Source organism: Microbacterium sp. Nx66, assembly GCF_904066215.1.
GTDB lineage: Bacteria > Actinomycetota > Actinomycetes > Actinomycetales > Microbacteriaceae > Microbacterium > Microbacterium meiriae.
Genome location: NZ_LR880474.1, coordinates 2,861,035 through 2,876,712, shown reverse-complemented (window position 1 = coordinate 2,876,712; position 15,678 = coordinate 2,861,035). Strand labels below are relative to the sequence as shown.

20 protein-coding genes are annotated in these 15,678 nt (G+C 71.0%); 5 read left to right on the top strand and 15 right to left on the bottom strand.

The genetic code is table 11. The features are described from left to right. Positions 1 to 3: 3 nt before the first annotated feature. Complete coding sequence (locus tag MICNX66_RS13910; protein ID WP_187662357.1) at positions 4 to 783, top strand: YggS family pyridoxal phosphate-dependent enzyme; 780 nt, start codon at positions 4 to 6, stop codon at positions 781 to 783. A gap of 7 nt (positions 784 to 790) precedes the next feature. Here the strand turns inward: MICNX66_RS13910 and MICNX66_RS13905 are convergent, their stop codons facing one another. The 6 genes from MICNX66_RS13905 to MICNX66_RS13880 all read right to left on the bottom strand — a co-directional run bounded on the left by MICNX66_RS13905 (position 791) and on the right by MICNX66_RS13880 (position 5,815). Then, positions 791 to 997 (bottom strand): CDGSH iron-sulfur domain-containing protein, encoded by a 207-nt coding sequence (locus MICNX66_RS13905; RefSeq protein WP_187662356.1) that lies wholly within the window; start codon positions 995 to 997, stop codon positions 791 to 793. After that, entirely contained in the window at positions 994 to 2,046 is a 1,053-nt protein-coding gene (locus tag MICNX66_RS13900) for an iron-containing redox enzyme family protein (protein ID WP_187662355.1), read from the bottom strand. The genes MICNX66_RS13905 and MICNX66_RS13900 overlap by 4 nt, the downstream gene beginning before the upstream one ends. 108 nt (positions 2,047 to 2,154) lie before the next feature. Continuing rightward, positions 2,155 to 3,024, bottom strand: coding sequence for an endo alpha-1,4 polygalactosaminidase (locus MICNX66_RS13895; protein WP_187662354.1), 870 nt, complete (start codon positions 3,022 to 3,024; stop codon positions 2,155 to 2,157). Next, on the bottom strand, positions 3,021 to 4,427 hold the full coding sequence (locus MICNX66_RS13890) for an MFS transporter (protein ID WP_187662353.1): 1,407 nt from the start codon (positions 4,425 to 4,427) through the stop codon (positions 3,021 to 3,023). Before MICNX66_RS13890 ends, MICNX66_RS13895 begins: the two co-directional genes overlap by 4 nt. Positions 4,428 to 4,466: 39 nt before the next feature. Beyond that, entirely contained in the window at positions 4,467 to 5,543 is a 1,077-nt protein-coding gene (locus MICNX66_RS13885) for a carboxylate-amine ligase (RefSeq protein WP_187662352.1), read from the bottom strand. 5 nt (positions 5,544 to 5,548) lie between these two features. Then, positions 5,549 to 5,815 (bottom strand): DUF7218 family protein, encoded by a 267-nt coding sequence (locus tag MICNX66_RS13880; RefSeq protein ID WP_187662351.1) that lies wholly within the window; start codon positions 5,813 to 5,815, stop codon positions 5,549 to 5,551. 121 nt (positions 5,816 to 5,936) lie between these two features. On the opposite strand from MICNX66_RS13880, the gene MICNX66_RS13875 reads away from it, so the two are divergent. Then, a complete protein-coding gene (locus tag MICNX66_RS13875; RefSeq protein ID WP_164498167.1) occupies positions 5,937 to 6,101 on the top strand; it encodes a hypothetical protein in 165 nt (54 codons plus the stop codon). A 69-nt stretch (positions 6,102 to 6,170) separates the two neighbouring features. On the opposite strand, the gene MICNX66_RS13870 is transcribed toward MICNX66_RS13875, so the two are convergent. Then, the gene (locus tag MICNX66_RS13870) at positions 6,171 to 6,377 is read right to left on the bottom strand and encodes a CsbD family protein (protein WP_101848342.1); all 207 of its coding nucleotides are present in this window, start codon (positions 6,375 to 6,377) and stop codon (positions 6,171 to 6,173) included. 191 nt (positions 6,378 to 6,568) lie between these two features. Here MICNX66_RS13870 and MICNX66_RS13865 point away from each other — a divergent pair, with 191 nt between their 5' ends. Then, positions 6,569 to 6,970, top strand: a complete 402-nt coding sequence (locus MICNX66_RS13865) for a hypothetical protein (RefSeq protein ID WP_025102514.1) — start codon at positions 6,569 to 6,571, stop codon at positions 6,968 to 6,970. A 20-nt stretch (positions 6,971 to 6,990) separates the two neighbouring features. Here MICNX66_RS13865 and MICNX66_RS13860 read toward each other — a convergent pair whose 3' ends face one another. Then, complete coding sequence (locus tag MICNX66_RS13860) at positions 6,991 to 7,338, bottom strand: hypothetical protein (protein WP_187662350.1); 348 nt, start codon at positions 7,336 to 7,338, stop codon at positions 6,991 to 6,993. A gap of 291 nt (positions 7,339 to 7,629) precedes the next feature. On the opposite strand from MICNX66_RS13860, the gene MICNX66_RS13855 reads away from it, so the two are divergent. Beyond that, positions 7,630 to 8,124 carry an FBP domain-containing protein gene (locus MICNX66_RS13855; protein WP_187662349.1) on the top strand — a complete coding sequence of 165 codons (495 nt, stop codon included), beginning with the start codon at positions 7,630 to 7,632 and terminating at the stop codon, positions 8,122 to 8,124. On the opposite strand, the gene MICNX66_RS13850 is transcribed toward MICNX66_RS13855, so the two are convergent. From MICNX66_RS13850 to MICNX66_RS13825, 6 genes are all read right to left on the bottom strand, one after another. Beyond that, positions 8,121 to 8,942: a PaaX family transcriptional regulator gene (locus MICNX66_RS13850; protein ID WP_187662348.1), complete on the bottom strand. Its 822-nt coding sequence runs from the start codon at positions 8,940 to 8,942 to the stop codon at positions 8,121 to 8,123. The two genes, MICNX66_RS13855 and MICNX66_RS13850, sit on opposite strands and share 4 nt — an antisense overlap. After that, positions 8,932 to 10,203 (bottom strand): kynureninase, encoded by a 1,272-nt coding sequence (locus MICNX66_RS13845; RefSeq protein ID WP_187662347.1) that lies wholly within the window; start codon positions 10,201 to 10,203, stop codon positions 8,932 to 8,934. The genes MICNX66_RS13850 and MICNX66_RS13845 overlap by 11 nt, the downstream gene beginning before the upstream one ends. Before the next feature lies 1 nt (position 10,204). Further along, the gene (locus MICNX66_RS13840; RefSeq protein ID WP_187662346.1) at positions 10,205 to 11,224 is read right to left on the bottom strand and encodes an amidohydrolase; all 1,020 of its coding nucleotides are present in this window, start codon (positions 11,222 to 11,224) and stop codon (positions 10,205 to 10,207) included. Beyond that, the gene (locus MICNX66_RS13835) at positions 11,224 to 12,075 is read right to left on the bottom strand and encodes a tryptophan 2,3-dioxygenase (RefSeq protein WP_187662345.1); all 852 of its coding nucleotides are present in this window, start codon (positions 12,073 to 12,075) and stop codon (positions 11,224 to 11,226) included. The genes MICNX66_RS13840 and MICNX66_RS13835 overlap by 1 nt, the downstream gene beginning before the upstream one ends. Before the next feature lie 276 nt (positions 12,076 to 12,351). Further along, positions 12,352 to 13,404, bottom strand: coding sequence for an alpha/beta hydrolase (locus MICNX66_RS13830; RefSeq protein ID WP_187662344.1), 1,053 nt, complete (start codon positions 13,402 to 13,404; stop codon positions 12,352 to 12,354). A 51-nt stretch (positions 13,405 to 13,455) separates the two neighbouring features. After that, the gene (locus MICNX66_RS13825) at positions 13,456 to 13,980 is read right to left on the bottom strand and encodes a TetR/AcrR family transcriptional regulator (RefSeq protein ID WP_187662343.1); all 525 of its coding nucleotides are present in this window, start codon (positions 13,978 to 13,980) and stop codon (positions 13,456 to 13,458) included. A gap of 78 nt (positions 13,981 to 14,058) precedes the next feature. Here MICNX66_RS13825 and MICNX66_RS13820 point away from each other — a divergent pair, with 78 nt between their 5' ends. Beyond that, positions 14,059 to 14,769 carry an MBL fold metallo-hydrolase gene (locus MICNX66_RS13820; RefSeq protein WP_187662342.1) on the top strand — a complete coding sequence of 237 codons (711 nt, stop codon included), beginning with the start codon at positions 14,059 to 14,061 and terminating at the stop codon, positions 14,767 to 14,769. A gap of 309 nt (positions 14,770 to 15,078) precedes the next feature. Here MICNX66_RS13820 and MICNX66_RS13815 read toward each other — a convergent pair whose 3' ends face one another. Beyond that, the gene (locus MICNX66_RS13815; RefSeq protein WP_187664224.1) at positions 15,079 to 15,606 is read right to left on the bottom strand and encodes a cysteine hydrolase family protein; all 528 of its coding nucleotides are present in this window, start codon (positions 15,604 to 15,606) and stop codon (positions 15,079 to 15,081) included. Between the last annotated feature and the right edge of the window lie 72 nt (positions 15,607 to 15,678).

Here is a 15,678-nt window from a genome sequence, read left to right as displayed (position 1 = left end):
CCTATGTCAAAAATCGAGCGTGTGGGGGAGAGCGCCGAGCGCTACCCGACGGCCTTCACCGCCGCGGACTTCCGCGCCAACGTCGCCGACGTCCGCGCCCGCATCGACGCCGCCGCGGAGCGCGCAGGACGCGACCCCGGTGAGGTGCACCTGCTCCCGGTGAGCAAGACGGTGCCGACCGATCGGGTGCGGGTGGCCATCGACGCCGGGCTGCGCCGACTCGGCGAGAACAAGGTGCAGGAAGCCGTGCGCAAGCACCGGGAGACGGCCGACCTCGATGTGGACTGGGTGGTCATCGGCCACCTGCAGACGAACAAGGCCAGGGACGTCGCCTCCTTCGCCACCGAGTTCCAGGCGCTCGACCGGCTGCGGGTCGCCGAGGCTCTCGACCGGCGCCTGCAGGCCGCGGGGCGCAGCCTCGACGTGTACGTGCAGGTGAACACCTCGGCCGAGGACTCGAAGTTCGGGATGCCGCCGGAGGAGCTTCTCGACTTCCTGAAGGCGTTGCCCTCGTACGGTGCTCTCCGTGTGCGCGGCCTGATGACGCTGGCGCTGCTCACACCGGACGATGCCCGGGTGCGGGAATGCTTCGCGATGCTGCGGACCCTCCGTGACAGAGCACGTGAGGAGAACCCCGAACTCATCGGCGACGGCGCCCTGTCGATGGGTATGTCCGGGGATTACGAGATCGCCGTCGAGGAGGGCGCGACGTGCGTGCGGGTCGGGCAGGCGATCTTCGGTGCGCGCGCCGTCCCGGACAGTCACTACTGGCCGGAGGGCTGACGCCCGCTCAGTCCTCGGTGCGGAAACCGGCCGCCTTGTGTGTGCCGTCGCAGAACGGCTTCAGCGCGGAGAGCCCGCAGCGGCACAGGGCCACCGTGCGTCGACGCGGGTCGATCACCGTGCCGTCGCTCGCGTGCAACTCGATCTCTCCGCGCACCAGGAGGGGGCCGTCCGGGTACGCCGTGACGGTGACCGGCTCGTCCCGGGCGGTCATGCCGTCGTCCTCTCCCGCAGCGCCGAGCGGCCCTCGGTCCACGCGTCGAGGGTGTGCGCACCAGCCCAGCCGTCGACCGTGAGGCACGCGGCCGCGCCGAACAGGATGTCTGCGAGCAGCTCCGGACGGTCCTCGGCGAGGCTGCCCGCGAGGTCGCGGGCCGCGATCTGCTCGTGCACCGCGTCGGCCTCCACGTGCTCCTCGAAGTATGCGGCGACATCGTCGGCGAACCCCAGCCGGTGCAGGCCGTCGGCGTAGAAGCGGCACGGGATCGACGAGGTCATCTCGTAGGCGGCGAGGTGACCCACGATTGCGCCCACGAGGCGGCGGTTGAGGCCGAACAGGCTCATCATGTTGTGCGAGGCGAGCGTGATCGCGGGGGCGTCGTCGACGTAGGCGCCGTATGTGTCGTCGAGTTCGGCGGCGCGAAGGGCGCGGGCGTAGAGCTCCGCGTGGACCCGCTGCGGTCGGCCGCCGCCGTACTCGTCCGACTGGATCTCCACCAGCGCCGCCTTGGGGCGGCCGGTCAGCCGTGGGATCGCCCAGGAGTGCGGATCGGCCTCCCGCAGCGTGTACACGGAACGGAGGATCAGCGACTCCTCGGCCTGCTCGCGGGTGGCCTTCCTGGCGATGTGCCGCGACAGGCTGGGGCCCGTGTCCGCAGCGGCGAGGGCGAACAGGGCGCGCCCCACGGCGTCGACTGTCGGCTCCGGAAGCTCGGGCACGGGCACGGGCACGGTCTCGCGCAGTGCGGCCTCGAAGGCGTCCTCGAGGATCCGGCGCGCGGTGACCACCCCGGCCTCCCACTCCAGCGCCGCATCGAGCTGCGGCAGCGAGCCGTACGAGGACGCATAGAGGACGAAGAGGGCGAGCTGGATGTCGTCGTCCCGGACCACATCGCTGCTCTCAGCGACGGCTGTGGTGGCGAGGTCGGGCAGGGCGGCGGCGTCCTCGCCGCGACCGGTGAGGACGTCGAGGACGGCGCCCGACAGAGGACCGCGCGGCGAGAAGGCGACGGCGGTATCGGGGTCGAGGGTGGAAACGGTCATGAGGAGGGGCTCCCATCGAGTCGATCACCGATATCCTCGTCCGCGCGAACGGGGGCCACCAGGGACTTGACGCCGAGGCGCTCGGCAGGCAAGCGCCTCCGTCGATCGTCAGGGGCACCCGGCGAAGACGTACTCCTCGTCGTCCGGCGTGACGAGGTCGCGATCGCGGAGCACGAGGGATGCCGGGGCGTCCGGGTCGGCGCACAGCTCCGCGAACGACCGCGGGAGCTGGTCGGTGTACTCGATGTCGATCACGTGCGGCCCGTAGACCGCGGTGTATGCGCCGCACTCGGCGTACGCGGCGCACTCCTCCGTCACGGCGAAGTCGAAGCCTGCGCGCTCCTTCAGGGCCTCCGCATGCTCGGCAGCGTTCTTCTGTCCGGCGGCGAGCCCGACGCCGTGCGCCGCGTCGACGAGGAGCTCTGCGAGCGCGAGGTTGTGGTCCAGAGTCAGGAGGCCGAGCGAGCGTGAGAAGGAGTCGAGGTTGTCGAACTCGACCGCCTGGAAGCCGGAGTCCGCGCAGCCCTCGATCCAGGGGATCACGATCTCCGCGATGCGGGACCGCTGCGCTGCGCTGCCGGTATCCAGAAGGGCCTCGTCGGGCCAGTCCGGGTCGAAGACCACATCGTCACCGTCATGCAGGAGGAGGTCGTCGGGCCACTCGGCGAGCTCGCCCGGCTGGGTCTGGAATCCGTTGACGTAGCAGACGGAGTAGAGTCCCGCGACCGGCTCCGCGCTGCGGTCTCGCCCGACGATGCCCACGCCCTCGGCCGGATCGTACGCGCCGCCGAGCTGGTAATCCGGAAGGGCTCCGGCCGGAGGAAGCACGACGCCGGCCGATGACCCCGTTCCCTCCGCAGGGAGGGCGGTCGGGGCGGCGCAGCCGGCGAGAGCGAGGATCCCCACCGCGGCGCACGCCGCCAGCGTCAGGGACACGCGTGCCGTTCTTCGACCGCGTCGAGAGCGCGGGGCGGTCATCGCGGCTGAGGCGTCGGCTGCGCGGGGGCGTCGACCGGCGGCGCCGCCGCCTCCGAGGGGTTCCGGCGGATGCCGATCCACGACACGACGCCGCCGAGCACGAGGAGCGCCGCGGTGACCCAGGCGGCGTTGTGGAACCCGTCGAGGTCGAGGGAGCCGCCGACGATGGTCGACAGCATCGCGACGACCAGCAGCCCCGCGACGCGGGAGACGGCGTTGTTCACGGCGGAGGCGATGCCGGAGTGGTTCTCGTCGATGGCCCCGAGGATCGCGGCCGTCAGTGGGGCGACGGTGAGCGACAGGCCCAGCCCCATCACGATCATGGCCGGGAGCACCTGCGCCCAGTAGTCGAAGGCGGTGTTCACGGTCAGCAGCATCAGCGCTCCGACGGCCATGATCAGCGGCCCGACTGTCATGAAGATGCGCGGGCCCCAGCGCCCCGCCCACCCGCCGGCGCGGGAGCTCAGCAGGATCATCAGGATCGTCATCGGCAGGCTCGCGAGTCCCGCCGCCGTCGCGCTGAGTCCCGCCCCCTGCTGGAGGTAGACGCCGACGACGAAGCCGTTGAGCGAGAGCGCGGCGTAGACGAAGAGCGTGGCGAGGTTGCCCCACCCGAAGTCGCGCACCCGGAACAGCCAGAGCGGCATGAGCGGCGTGGCCGAGCGGCCCTGCCGCCACAGGAAGACGGCGAAGAGCGCGGCCCCGACCACGGCGGGGATCCAGATCGCGGGGGAGGCCCACCCGAGGTTCGGCTGCTCGATGAGGGCGAACACGATGGCGCCCAGGCCCAGCGCGCACAGTGCTCCGCTCCACCAGTCCACCCGGACGCCCCGAGGGTGCTCCGGCAGGTGCAGGCGGGCGAGCAGCAGCAGCGTCACTCCGATGGGGAGGACGTTGATGAGGAACACGAAGCGCCAGGAGAGGAAGTCGACGAAGAGCCCGCCGAGGAGGGGGCCGATCAGTTGGGCCGCCGTGGTGAAGGCGGTCCAGACGCCGATGGCCCTCGCCTGCAGGTCGCCGCGCATGGTCGCGGTGATGAGGGCGAGGGAGCTCGGGACGAGGAGGGCGCCGGCCGCTCCCTGCGCTCCGCGGGCCACGATGAGCATGAGCGGATCGATCGCTGCGGCGACCGCGACCGACGCGATGCCGAAGGCGATGAGCCCGATCCGCATCACCAGGACCCGGCCGTAGGCGTCGGACAGGGACCCGGCGAGCAGGATCAGCGCGCTGAGGGTGATGAGGTACGCGTCGACCACCCACTGCTGCGTGGTGATCCCGCCGCCCAGCTCTTCACTGATGGCGGGAAGCGCGACGTTCACCACCGTTCCGTCGAGGAACGTGACGAACGAGGCCAGCACGGCGATCGCGATGACGAGCCGCTGGAGCGGGGCGAAGGATGACACAGGCCGACCCTACTCCCGGGGTCGGACGCGAGGGGCCGGTCAGTCAGCCGATGTCCCGGTACCTTCCGCCAGCAGCCGTCGGAGTGCGGGGAGGCCGTCCCGTCCGTGCGCCGCGCGCTGCCGCGCCGCGCCGGTGCCGTCCGCCCGCATCCGGGCGAGTCCCGCTCGCACGGTGTCCGCATCGCCCTGCTCGTCCAGCACCGGGCCGATGTCGTCGAGCAGGTGCTCGGCCACGGTCCAGGCCGGGGCGACCTCGCCCGTGAGCGGATCCAGGATGCGGGCCGTCATCCCCGCTCTCGACGCCATCCAGATCGACGCGTCGATCGTCTCCGTCTCGTCGGCGACGATCCGCTGCGCGGACGACAGGGCGATGCCGCGGGTCAGCAGCGCGGAGAGAACGGCGTCCTCCGCGGTCAGCTGCGTGTCCGCGACGCGCGCCTCGACCGTCGGGTAGCGCTCGGACAGGCGCACCGCCCAGGAGAGGGAGGTCGCCTCCCCGATGGTCCCGAGATCGAGGAGCTGGTCCACGCGCGTGCGGTAGTCGTCGACATCGGCGAACCGGGGCGGGCACCACGACGAGGGGAGCCGGCGGATGAGCATGCTCCGCCAGCTCGCGAAGCCGGTGTCGATGCCGTTGCCGAACGGACTGTTCGTGCTGAGGGCGAGCAGCAGGGGCAGCCACGCGCGGAGTCGATTCAGCGCACGGACCCGCTCCTCCTCGTCCGGGACCTCGACGTGCACGTGCAGCCCGTTCACCTCGTGCTCGCGGGTGAGGTGCGCCAGGCGGCGCGCGACGTCGTCGTAGTGCGCCGACGGCGAGAGCCGGGGAGAGCGGAGAGTGGTGAACGGCGAGCCGGTCGGTGCCGCGATCGCGCGCCGCGCGCGGGCCTCCGCGCCGATGGCAGCCCGCAGCGTCGTCAGTTGCTGCAGGGCCTCGGCTCCGGTCCGCACCGGATCGGTGAGGGCCTCGAGCTGCGAGGCCAGGTACTCGGTGGTCACGCGTCCGGCGGCGACCTCGCCGCCGATGCGCTCCAGGATGTCACCGCTGAGGGCGACGGGGACGAGCGAATCCTCATCGAGCAGGAGGAACTCCTCCTCGATCCCGAAGCGCGTCATCCGGGTCAGTGGTTTCGCAGTTCGGAGATGAGCTCGGCCTTGCGCTTGCCGCTGTAGCCCGTGAGGCCCAGTTCCTTCGCGCGCTTCCGCAGCTCGGGGACGGTCCAGTCCTCGTAGTCCCCGTGCTCCCCGCCGCGCCGGCCGACCGAGCTGCGGCCGTCGCGTGCGGCGGCGTTCGAGATACGGGCGGCCTTCTCCTTCGAGGCGCCGTCGTCGCGGAGTTCCTCGTACAGTTCCGGATCCTTCAGGGAATTGTTGCGTCGTCCTGGCATTGCTCTGCTCCTTCGCGCATCGGGAGGGTCGAAGTCAACCCCCTCCAGGGAGGGTGTGGTTCGGGTTTAGCGTGGTGTCACCGCAGTCGGGCGCCCGCGCCCCCAGAGAAGGGAAAGACCGATGAACATCCTCCTGATCATCGTCATCGTCATCGCCGTGATCCTCGCGATCACCGGAGGACTGGTGCAGTCGCTCCAGTTCCTGCTGTGGGTCGGTCTGGTGCTCCTGGCCATCGCCGTGATCGCCTGGCTGATCCGAGCGATCACCGGCAGCCGCAAGGTCTGACCCGAGTGCGGAGGGGGAGGCTCGCCATCGGCGAGCCTCCCCCTCTTCATGGGTTCAGCGGGTGGGGGATCAGCGGTTGAACGCGTCCTTGACGCTGTCCCCGGCCTTGCCCGCGGCGTCCTTGACGTTCTCGCCGGCCTGCTTCGCGTCGGCCTTCACCTGATCCGCCTGGCCTTCGGCCTCGAGCTTCTCGTTGTCGGTCAGCTTGCCGAAGCCTTCCTTGGCCTTGCCACCCAGCTTCTCGGCGGAGTTCTTCATGTCATCTGCGCCACTCATAAGAGGCTCCTCTCCTTGACGGATCGATTGCTCTTCGAGCCTCCCACCAGCCCTCCGCACCGTCCACGGGATTGACATTCGCGCAGCGGCGTGTCAGCGTCCCGCGACCATCGACTCCCGTCCGCGCAGGGGTTAGCCTGGCGCCAGGCGGGTGTCCTGCCCGTCGTCCTCGACGAAGGGAGCGGTGTGCGATGGACGCGATGATGATGGGTGCCATGTCCAAGAACATGGAGTCGATGCCGGACATGGCGATGATGGACATGTCGGTGCTGCAGGCCTGCATGGATGCCTGCGCCGCCTGCGAGCAGGCCTGCACCGTGTGCGCGACCCAGGAGATGGACTGCGCTCCGGCCTGCATGAACTGCGCGGACATGTGTCACACGATGATGCGGTCGATGCTCCGCATGCAGGGGATGACGCCGGCCACGATGATGGCGATGCTGGACGCCTGCATCGCGATGTGCCAGATGTGCATGGACGAGTGCATGCAGCACGCCGATCACAGCGACGTCTGCCGGCTCTGCGCTCAGGCGTGTCAGGCCTGCATGAACGCCTGCATGGCGGTCCGCGACATGATGATGGCGAGCGCCTGACCCGAGGGGTCAGGGCATCGTCACACGACGGCGACGTTGAAGCGGGTGCGCCCGACGGCGAGGACGGCGTAGTCGAGGTGGAGGGCGACCGGGCTGCCGATCGTGGCCTCCAGCGCGGCGCCGGAGCCGTTCCACAGCGTGTGCGTGGTGCCGTCGAGCGTGCGGACGACGAGGTCTCCGGCGACCGGATCCGCCGCGGTCACGAACGCGTCCGACCATCCTGCCGGAGTCGCCGCCGCGAGGCGCTCCTGGATCAGATGCAGGGCATGGCCGGGGGCCGACGACGAGCAGCGGCCGCCGTTCCCGCACATGCACGTCGCACGCTCACGCACCTCGAGGGGCGGACGGCGGTGCAGCGGCGTGGACACGGGGACTCCTTCGGATCGGCGTCCGGCCAGAGTACGTCGACCGGGTCGGGATCCCGCAGCGCCCCCGACACGCGACGAAACAAACGGGTGTAGGCTCGCCGGGTGCTGTCGTCGATGAGCGCCCTCGGGGCGCGGAGCGGAGCTGCAGGCGCGTTCAGCGCCGCAGGCAGAGGCTGAGGACCGGCCGGAGGCGGAATCCCGTCCCCGGTGCTGCGTCGTACCCCGGCACCGTCCGGGTGATCCTCCGATCCGTCTCGCCGTTCCGGCGATCACACCGAAAGCTCTTCCCCTATGCGTCCCATCGACGAGCGCGCTCTGCGCGCCTCCTTCCGCAACGCCTCTCGCAAGGAGATCTCCGACATCACCCTGCCGCCCGGCTTCGCCGAGACGGACTTCGACCGGCTCGACTACCTCGGCTGGGTCGACCCGAAGCTGCCTCGTCGCTCCTACGTCGTCACGTGGATCGACGACGAGCCGGTCGGCGTCGTGCTGCAGCGCGCCGAGCAGCGCGTGCTCGCCCGCGCGCAGTGCTCCTGGTGCGAGGACGTGACGCTCCGCAACGACGTGCAGCTGTACGTCGCCCGCCGCGCCGGGGCCGCCGGTCGCAAGGGCGACACCGTCGGCGTGCTGGCGTGTGCGGAGTTCGGGTGCAATGTCGCGGTGCGCAGGCTCCCGCCGCTGGCCTATCCGGGGTACGACCGCGAGCTCGCGCGCGAGATGCGGATCCTGCGGCTGCAGGAGCACGTGACCGGGTTCGTCCGCGAGGTCGCCGGTCTGACCCTCTAGGCCGTCACGGCGCGCACGTGGGCGAGGGCGGGTGCCTCCCACGCCGCCGACAGCCGGGCGAACGCCCCGAAGCTGCGTCCGCCCGGCCAGTCGGCCGGCAGCATCGCCGGGGGCAGCCCGGGATCCGTGTAGGGCAGCACCCGCCACCGGTCGATGAGGTGCACGTAGGCCGGGAACGGCGCGTCGGGCAGGGCCGCGAGCGATGTCTGGAAGGCCTCGTGCTCGGCGCGCAGCCCGTCCAGGTCCCACCACGCCGCGGCGGCCTCGGCCAGGGTCCCTGCCGGGGCCGGGGCCGATGCGTCGAACAGGGTCGCCCAGCGCCGGGCATCCAGCTCGTCGAGGATCTGCTCCGCCTCCTCCCGGAGATGTCCGGGGCAGATCCACAGGGCGGGGGAGACGACGCCGGCGCCGATCCAGTGCAGTCGGCGCCGCAGCTGATGGCGCACGCTGCGTGCGCTCTCCGGGATCGAGAACGAGACGAGACACCACGGATCGTCGTCGGTCATCTCCCGCATCCGGAAGATCCGGCGGTCGCCCCGCTCCAGCATCGGCACCGCCGCAGGGCTGAGGCGGTAGCCGATCGCGTCGCGGCGCTCGGGGAGGAGCAGACCCTTCTGCTTGAGACGGGCGATGCCCGTCCGGGCGGGAGCCGCCGGGATTCCGAGGTCGCCGGCCAGCGCCACGAGGTCGGCAGCCGAGATCCAGCCGCCGAGCGGGCGCAGATACAGGCCGATCAGGGTGCGCAGGAGCGAGGCGGTGCTGCCGGGGCGGGCGTCGATGTCATCGAGCACCACCGGTGCCGCGGGGTCAGGAGACACCGGACTCCAGTGCGTCCCTCACCGCGAGCACCCCGGCGACGGTCTCGGCGTGCGACGTGCTCAGCGGCGACAGCCCGAGCCGGATCCCGTCCGGGAAGCGGAAGTCGGGGATGACGCCGTCGGCCCAGAGTCTCCGGGTGACCTCCCGGAAGTCCGGGTGGCCGATCGTGATGTGTCCGCCGCGCAGCGCGGGGTCGCGAGGGCTGAGCAGGCGGACGTCCAGGGGCGCGAGCAGCTCGTCGTACGCCCGGACCGCGAGCGCGGTGAGCGACTCCGACTTCGCGCGCACGCCGTCGATCCCCGACTGTTCGATGAGGTCGATCATGCCCTGCATCGCGAGCATCGAGGTCACCGGCGGCGTGCCGCTGAGGAGCTGACGGATGCCGTCCGCCGGGACGTACTCGGGGCCCATGGCGAAGATGTCGGCGGCGCTCCACCAGCCCTGGATCGGCTGCCGCAGCACGCCCTGCAGGTCGTGGCGGAGGTAGGCGAACGCGGGCGACCCCGGGCCGCCGTTGAGGTACTTGTACGTGCAGCCGACCGCCATGTCGACGCCCCAGTCGTCGAGCTGCATCGGCACGACACCCGCCGAGTGGCAGAGGTCCCACATCATCAGTGCCCCGGCCTCGTGGACGACGGCGGTGATGCCCGGCATGTCGGCGAGGGCGCCAGAGCGGTAGTCGACGTGGCTGAGCGAGACGAGCGCCGTCCGCTCCGAGACCACAGCCGCGACGTCGTCGATCGTGACGCCGTGCACCGGATCGGGCGTGATCCAGCGCAGCGTGGCCCCCATCTCCGCCGCGACGCCTTCGGCGAGGAACCGGTCGGTGGGGAAGTTCCCCTCCTCGATCACGAGCTCCGTCCGCCCCGTGGGTCCCTGAGCCGCTCCCGTGGGTCCCTGAGCCTGTCGAAGGGCGCCCCGCATGAGCTTGTAGATGAGGACGCTCGTGGAGTCGGAGACGACCGTCTGCCCCGCGCCCGCGCCGAGGGCGACGGCGCCGATGCGGTCGCCGAGCTCCATCGGCAGCGCCATCCACTGCTCGTCCCAGGAGCGGATGAGGCGGGTGCCCCAGTCCTCGCGCACGAACGCGGCGAGCTTCTCCGGCACGTCGCGCAGCGGGCGGCCGAGCGAGTTGCCGTCGAGGTAGGCCGTGACGCCCGGGGCCTCGACGAAGGCGTCGAGGTGGGCCGCGAGGGGGTCGGACGCGTCCAGGGCGCGGGCGGCATCGAGGAGGGCGGTGTCGGCGGAGCGGTCGGTCATGTCACACCTTCAGGTCGGCGGGGGTGAGGGGGCGGGCGGCCAGAGGATCGGCGGATCCGGGTGGCAGCAGGAGGAGGAGAGAGCGGGGATCGAGCGGGTCGACGGGCGCGAGGGCGCGGAGGAGGGCGTCGTCGTCGAGGCCGGCGGTGCGGAGGGCGGCGACCTCAGCCGGGTTCAGGTCGACGGGGGTCGGGCCGTTGCCCATGTCGGTGCCGTAGCGGACGGTGCCGCCGGCGGCGTGGAAGCGGGCGACGTTGTCGATCGCGATGGCCCGCGCGTGGGAGTCGTGGATGGCGAGGGTGCTGATCCAGGAAATGCGGGCGGCCTGCTCCGCGATCTCCTCGTCGTCCAGGCGCTCGGAGAACGGGGCGTGGGCCAGCTGCGTCGCTCCGAGGCGGACGACGCGCTGCGCTTCGCCGGAGCCCTCCGCATGGGCGATCACCGGGAGGCCTCGGGCTGCGGCGAGGTCGGCGATCGTGCGGAAGAGGGCGTCGGAGAAGACCGGGCCGGCGGTGCTGTTGCTCGCGACCTTGACGCAGGAGACACCGGCCGCTGCCATCTCCTCGACCGCGGTCGCCGCTGCCGCGGGGTCGGCGATCTCCCGCACCGAACCCGCCGGCGCCCAGGCGCGGTCCGAGGGGTATCCACCGGGAGGTGTGAGGAACGCGCCGGCGAAATCGACGGTTCGCAAGTCAGGAGAATCCGGCCCAGGCACACCCGGAACCGCCTCGGAAGCGCCTCCGCCGGTCGAAACTCCTGAGTTGTGAACGGCGATCCGCGCCACCGTGGACGGATCGCCGCCGAGGTCGACCACTCGTCCGAGGCGAGACGAGGCCAGGAACGCGTGGTCGACGAGCTGCAGGTGAACGTGGTGGTCCGTGAAGCCCCCGACGATGCGGCCGGGGAGGAGCGGGCACCCCGGCGCGGGCGTCTCCTCACCGAGCCGGGGGCGCCCGTCCTCGCCGAGTCCGACGACGCCGTCCCGCCAGCGCTCGCCGTCGAAGAACGTCGCCGTGAGCATCAGGAACCGATCTCGGTGCGGACGGTGTAGAGCTCGGGGAAGAAGGTCAGGTCGAGGGCGCGCTGCAGGAAGCCGACGCCGCTCGACCCGCCGGTGCCGACCTTCATCCCGATGGTGCGGGACACGGTCTTGAGGTGACGGAAGCGCCAGAACTGGAAGTTGTCCTCGAGATCGACGAGGTCCTCGCAGGCCTCGTAGAGGTCCCAGTGGGTGCGCGGGTCCTGGTAGATCGCACGGATGGCAGGTACGAGGTCCGGGGTCTCGCGGTAGGGCTCCCGCACGTCGCGGTCCAGGATCTCGCGGGGGATCGGGAGACCGCGGCGAGAGGCGTAGCGGAGGAACTCGTCGTACAGCGTGGGCTTCTCCCACTCGGCCGTGAGGAGCGCGAGGTTCGCCGGGTGGTCGCGGAAGACGCTCAGCATCTTCTCGTTCTTGTTGCCCAGCGCGAACTCGACGGCCCGGTACTGCACCGACTGGAAGCCGGACGAGTTGCCGAGGGCGCCGCGGAACTGGGCGTACTCCGTCGGGGTCAGCGTCGCGAGCACCGACCACTGCTGCGTCATCACGTCCTGGATCCGCTTGACCCTGGCGATGCGCTTGAGGGCTTCGCGCAGGTCGTCCGCCGCGAGCAGCTCCCGCGCCGAGCTGAGCTCATGCAGCAGCTGCTTCAGCCAGAGTTCCGTCGTCTGATGCTGGATGATGAACAGCATCTCGTCGTGGTGCTGCGGGTCGCTCACCGGATGCTGTGCCGTGAGGAGCTGGTCGAGCGCGAGGTACGAGCCGTAGGTCATACGACCGGAGAGATCCGTGACGATCCCCGACTCGAGTGCGCGTTCGTTCTCCGTGTGCATCCCGCGAACATATCACTTCCGTGCCGATCGTCACAGACATGTTATGTCCAGATCCCGCCCCGCCTGCACGACCCGGCGCCAGGGGCACGGGTATCTCCCGGATTCGGTCGTGCACCCGTGCCCGGGTCGTGCACCCGTGCCCGGGTCCGTTTCCACCCGTGCCGAGGTCCGCCTGCACGATCGGGGAACGGATGAACAGACGTCCGGCCGAACGAGTCGTGCCGTCGTGTCGGGATCGTGCGACCGTGGCAGCCCCGCCGGACGACAGGGGCCGGGTCAGCGGGTGTGCGCGTCGAGGAAGGCGATGGTGTCCGCCAGGGCCTTTCGAGCCTCGGGAAGATCGAGGTGGAACTGGTACTCGTGCGGGAGGGCGGGCTCGTGCGGCGCGGGCCAGAACACCGGCGTCACATCGACGCCGAGCTCCTGCAGCCGCTTCGCCATCGGGATCGACTGGAGCCAGGTGAGCCCGTCGCCGTTGCCGCCCGAGATGTACGTCGCGGGGAAGTCGGAGGTGACCCAGTCCACGGTCGACATCGTGGCGCCGGTCGAGTCCTCCGCCCAGGTCTTCGTCCCGGAGTACGCCCACATCGCCGACTTGAAGCCCCACCCCGGGACTCCGTCGAGCTCGGCCAGTGCGGCGAGGTCGTAGACGCCGCAGTTCAGCACGGTCGCGACGAGCTGGTCGGCGCGGATCGACGGGCGGATGCCGAGGATCTCGGCGTAGTCCGGATTCGTGATGAGCGTGGCCATCTGGCTGGCGAGCTGAGCGCCCGCGGAGTCCCCCGCCAGCACGATGCGACGCGGGTCGACGCCCAGTTCCGCCGCGTGCGCGTCGATGTAGGCGAGGGCCTCGTCGAGCTGGTGGACGGCGAGCGGGTACACGCCCTCGGGTCCGCGGGCGTAGTTCACGCCGATGGTCGTGTAGCCCTCCGCGGCGAGGATGCGGAGGTAGGGATCGACGTCCTCCTTCGAGCCCGAGATCCAGGCACCTCCGTGGATCCACACGACAGTCGGCAGCGCGCTGTCGGCGGAGGCGGGGCGGAAGACGTCCATCGTCGTGTCCGCGCCGGCATCCCCGTAGGCGATGTCCTTCCGTTCGTCGAGAGGCGTGTCCGGGACGTGCTTCGTCATCTCCGCCGCGGTCTCGTCGCCGCCCTTCGTGAACACCGAGCGGATGATCATCGCGGATGGCCACGGCGTGAGCGCCCCGATGATCGCGACGACGGCGGCGACCGCGGCGAGGACGCCCACGGCGATCTTCGTGCGACGCCAGGGCGACCGGCCGGTCTTCGCGGCCACGGTACCGGCGGTGCTGCGGGAGTCTTCCACGGCCTCAGTGTGCCAGTATCCGCCGTCGTGGACAGGGAATGACCAGCGTCGTCAATCGGCGAGGCTCGCGATGAGGCGCCGGAGGCCGTAGTCGAATGCGCGGTCGACGTCACCGCCGAGTCGGAACGCCCCGGACAGCTCCATCTGCAGGAATCCGGTGGCCCAGGCGGTGAAGAGGCGTGCGGCGTCGAGGGCGTCCGCCTCGCCGACCGCGGTGGTGCAGGCACGGATGATGGGAGCGGCGGAGCGTTCCAGAGTCTGATGGGAGACCGCGGCGTTGAACATGAGGCGGAAGCCCTCCGGGTGCGCGTGAGCGAAGGTGCGATAGGTCCGGGCGAGGGTGGAGAGGTCGTCGCCCGCCGCCTCGAGCTGGGTCGCGAGGGCGTCGACGGAGGCCGTGGCGACCGCGACACGCAAGGCTTCACGATCCCGCACGCGCTTGTAGAGGGAGGGGGCACGCACGCCCACACGCTCCGCGACCGCCTGCATCGTGAGTCCCGCAGGGCCGTTGGCCTCGAGGATCTCCTGGCCGGCCGCGACGATGGCATCGATCGATGTGCGTTCGGGGGTGGGCACGGATCCTCCTCGATGGCTATTGACAGTAGCCATGATAGCTACGTAACGTAGCCATCGCAACCGCCCGAGAGGATCATCATGAAGCTCGCCCCCCACCTCCACCGCCTCGGCAACGACATCGTCGCCTCGTATCTCATCGACCTGCCCGAGGGCATCACCCTCGTCGACGCCGGGTTGCCCGGGCACTGGAACGACCTTCAGCGAGAGCTCGCCGTGATCGGCCGACCGCTGTCCGACATCCGCGGACTCGTGCTGACCCACGGCGACAGCGACCACATCGGTTTCGCGGAACGGCTGCGCCGCGAGGCCGGAGTTCCGGTCTACATCCACGGCGCCGATGCTCACCGCGTGCGTACAGGGGAGAAGCCGAAGACTCCGATGGGCCCTGCACGGCCCGGTCCGATGCTCGGCTTCCTCGCCTACGGTCTCCGCAAGAGCGCCCTCCGCACGCGCCACGTCACCGAGGTCTCCGAGGTCGCGGACGGTGATGTGCTCGACCTCCCCGGGGCTCCGGTCGTCGTGGGGCTTCCGGGGCACTCGCCGGGGAGCATCGCGGTGCATGTCCCGGCGGTCGGCGCGGTATTCGTCGGCGATGCCCTGACCACGCGGCATGTGCTCACGGGGGAGGAGGGTGCGCAACCCGCCCCGTTCACCGACGAGCCCACGGAAGCCCTGGCCTCGCTCGACCGCCTCGCCGCACTTGACGCCGCGTGGGTCCTCCCCGGTCATGGTGCTCCCTGGCGCGGAACTCCCGCCGACATCGCCGCCGCGGTCCGTGCCCACGCCTGACCCGCCGCCCCTGCCGAGCTCAAGAACGCTCCTCCCCGTGGCTGCCGAGGCGCGCTTCGCGTCCCGCCCGAACGCCACACCCCAGTGCCGGATCGATACCGCACCGCAGTCGCGCGGCGGAGGTGCGTTTCGCGTCCCGCGACGGACACTCCGCGCGGGATCGAAACCGTTCCCGATGGACCCTCTCAAGGAGTGGAATCCGTCCCGCGGCCGGACTGCACCTCGTGCCGGGATCGAAAACGGGCCGGATGGGGCGCGCGGAGGTGCGATTTCCGTCTCGCACGGGCGGGGAGGGGGAGAGGGAGAGGGTCAGGGAGAGAGGAGGGTGGCGGTGTCGGTCACGGTGATCTGCGGGGGATACAGGCTCATGACCTGCACGGCGGCGGCGTGGTTCTCGGCCGTGGAGCCGGCGCAGGCGTCGGCGGCGAGCGTCACCCGTGCTCCGGCATCGGCGGCGGCGAGAGCGGTGGACACGACGCAGCAGTCCGTCGACACCCCCGCCAGCACGATACGGCCACCGTGCCCGACGATCGCCTCGAGCTCCGGGCCCCACTTGCCGAACGTGGGCAGGTCGACGGTCGGATGAGGAGACAGGCCTTCCGCCTCGGGGACCAGTGCATAGAGCGCGTCGTCGGCGGACCGGTCGGCGAACGGCCACGCCGCGAAGTACTCGCCCCAGGAGGTGGAGCGGTCGGCCGTCGGAAGCCAGCGGGTCACGAGCACGCGCTCGCCGAAGGCCTCCGCGAGCCGACGGATGTTCGCCATCGCCTCGGCGAAGAACGGCGAGCCCCAGGCGGAGTCGGGCGACGCGAAGATCACCTGCGGATCGACCACCACGAGCCAGCTCTCGGTCCCTGAGTCTGCCGCCTCCTGGGTCCCTGAGCCTGTCGGCTCCTGGGCTCCTGAGCC

Bases quoted from the DNA above. Each gene is read 5' to 3' on its own strand.
- MICNX66_RS13870 (WP_101848342.1), bottom strand. From the start codon at position 6,377: ATGAGTGGCGCAGATGACATGAAGAACTCCGCCGAGAAGCTGGGTGGC.
- MICNX66_RS13835 (WP_187662345.1), bottom strand. From the start codon at position 12,075: ATGCACACGGAGAACGAACGCGCACTCGAGTCGGGGATCGTCACGGAT.
- MICNX66_RS13855 (WP_187662349.1), top strand. From the start codon at position 7,630: ATGCGTCCCATCGACGAGCGCGCTCTGCGCGCCTCCTTCCGCAACGCC.
- MICNX66_RS13875 (WP_164498167.1), top strand. From the start codon at position 5,937: ATGAACATCCTCCTGATCATCGTCATCGTCATCGCCGTGATCCTCGCG.
- MICNX66_RS13905 (WP_187662356.1), bottom strand. From the start codon at position 997: ATGACCGCCCGGGACGAGCCGGTCACCGTCACGGCGTACCCGGACGGC.
- MICNX66_RS13880 (WP_187662351.1), bottom strand. From the start codon at position 5,815: ATGCCAGGACGACGCAACAATTCCCTGAAGGATCCGGAACTGTACGAG.
- MICNX66_RS13885 (WP_187662352.1), bottom strand. From the start codon at position 5,543: ATGACGCGCTTCGGGATCGAGGAGGAGTTCCTCCTGCTCGATGAGGAT.
- MICNX66_RS13845 (WP_187662347.1), bottom strand. From the start codon at position 10,203: ATGACCGACCGCTCCGCCGACACCGCCCTCCTCGATGCCGCCCGCGCC.
- MICNX66_RS13865 (WP_025102514.1), top strand. From the start codon at position 6,569: ATGGACGCGATGATGATGGGTGCCATGTCCAAGAACATGGAGTCGATG.
- MICNX66_RS13900 (WP_187662355.1), bottom strand. From the start codon at position 2,046: ATGACCGTTTCCACCCTCGACCCCGATACCGCCGTCGCCTTCTCGCCG.
- MICNX66_RS13895 (WP_187662354.1), bottom strand. From the start codon at position 3,024: ATGACCGCCCCGCGCTCTCGACGCGGTCGAAGAACGGCACGCGTGTCC.
- MICNX66_RS13820 (WP_187662342.1), top strand. From the start codon at position 14,059: ATGAAGCTCGCCCCCCACCTCCACCGCCTCGGCAACGACATCGTCGCC.
- MICNX66_RS13910 (WP_187662357.1), top strand. From the start codon at position 4: ATGTCAAAAATCGAGCGTGTGGGGGAGAGCGCCGAGCGCTACCCGACG.
- MICNX66_RS13840 (WP_187662346.1), bottom strand. From the start codon at position 11,224: ATGCTCACGGCGACGTTCTTCGACGGCGAGCGCTGGCGGGACGGCGTC.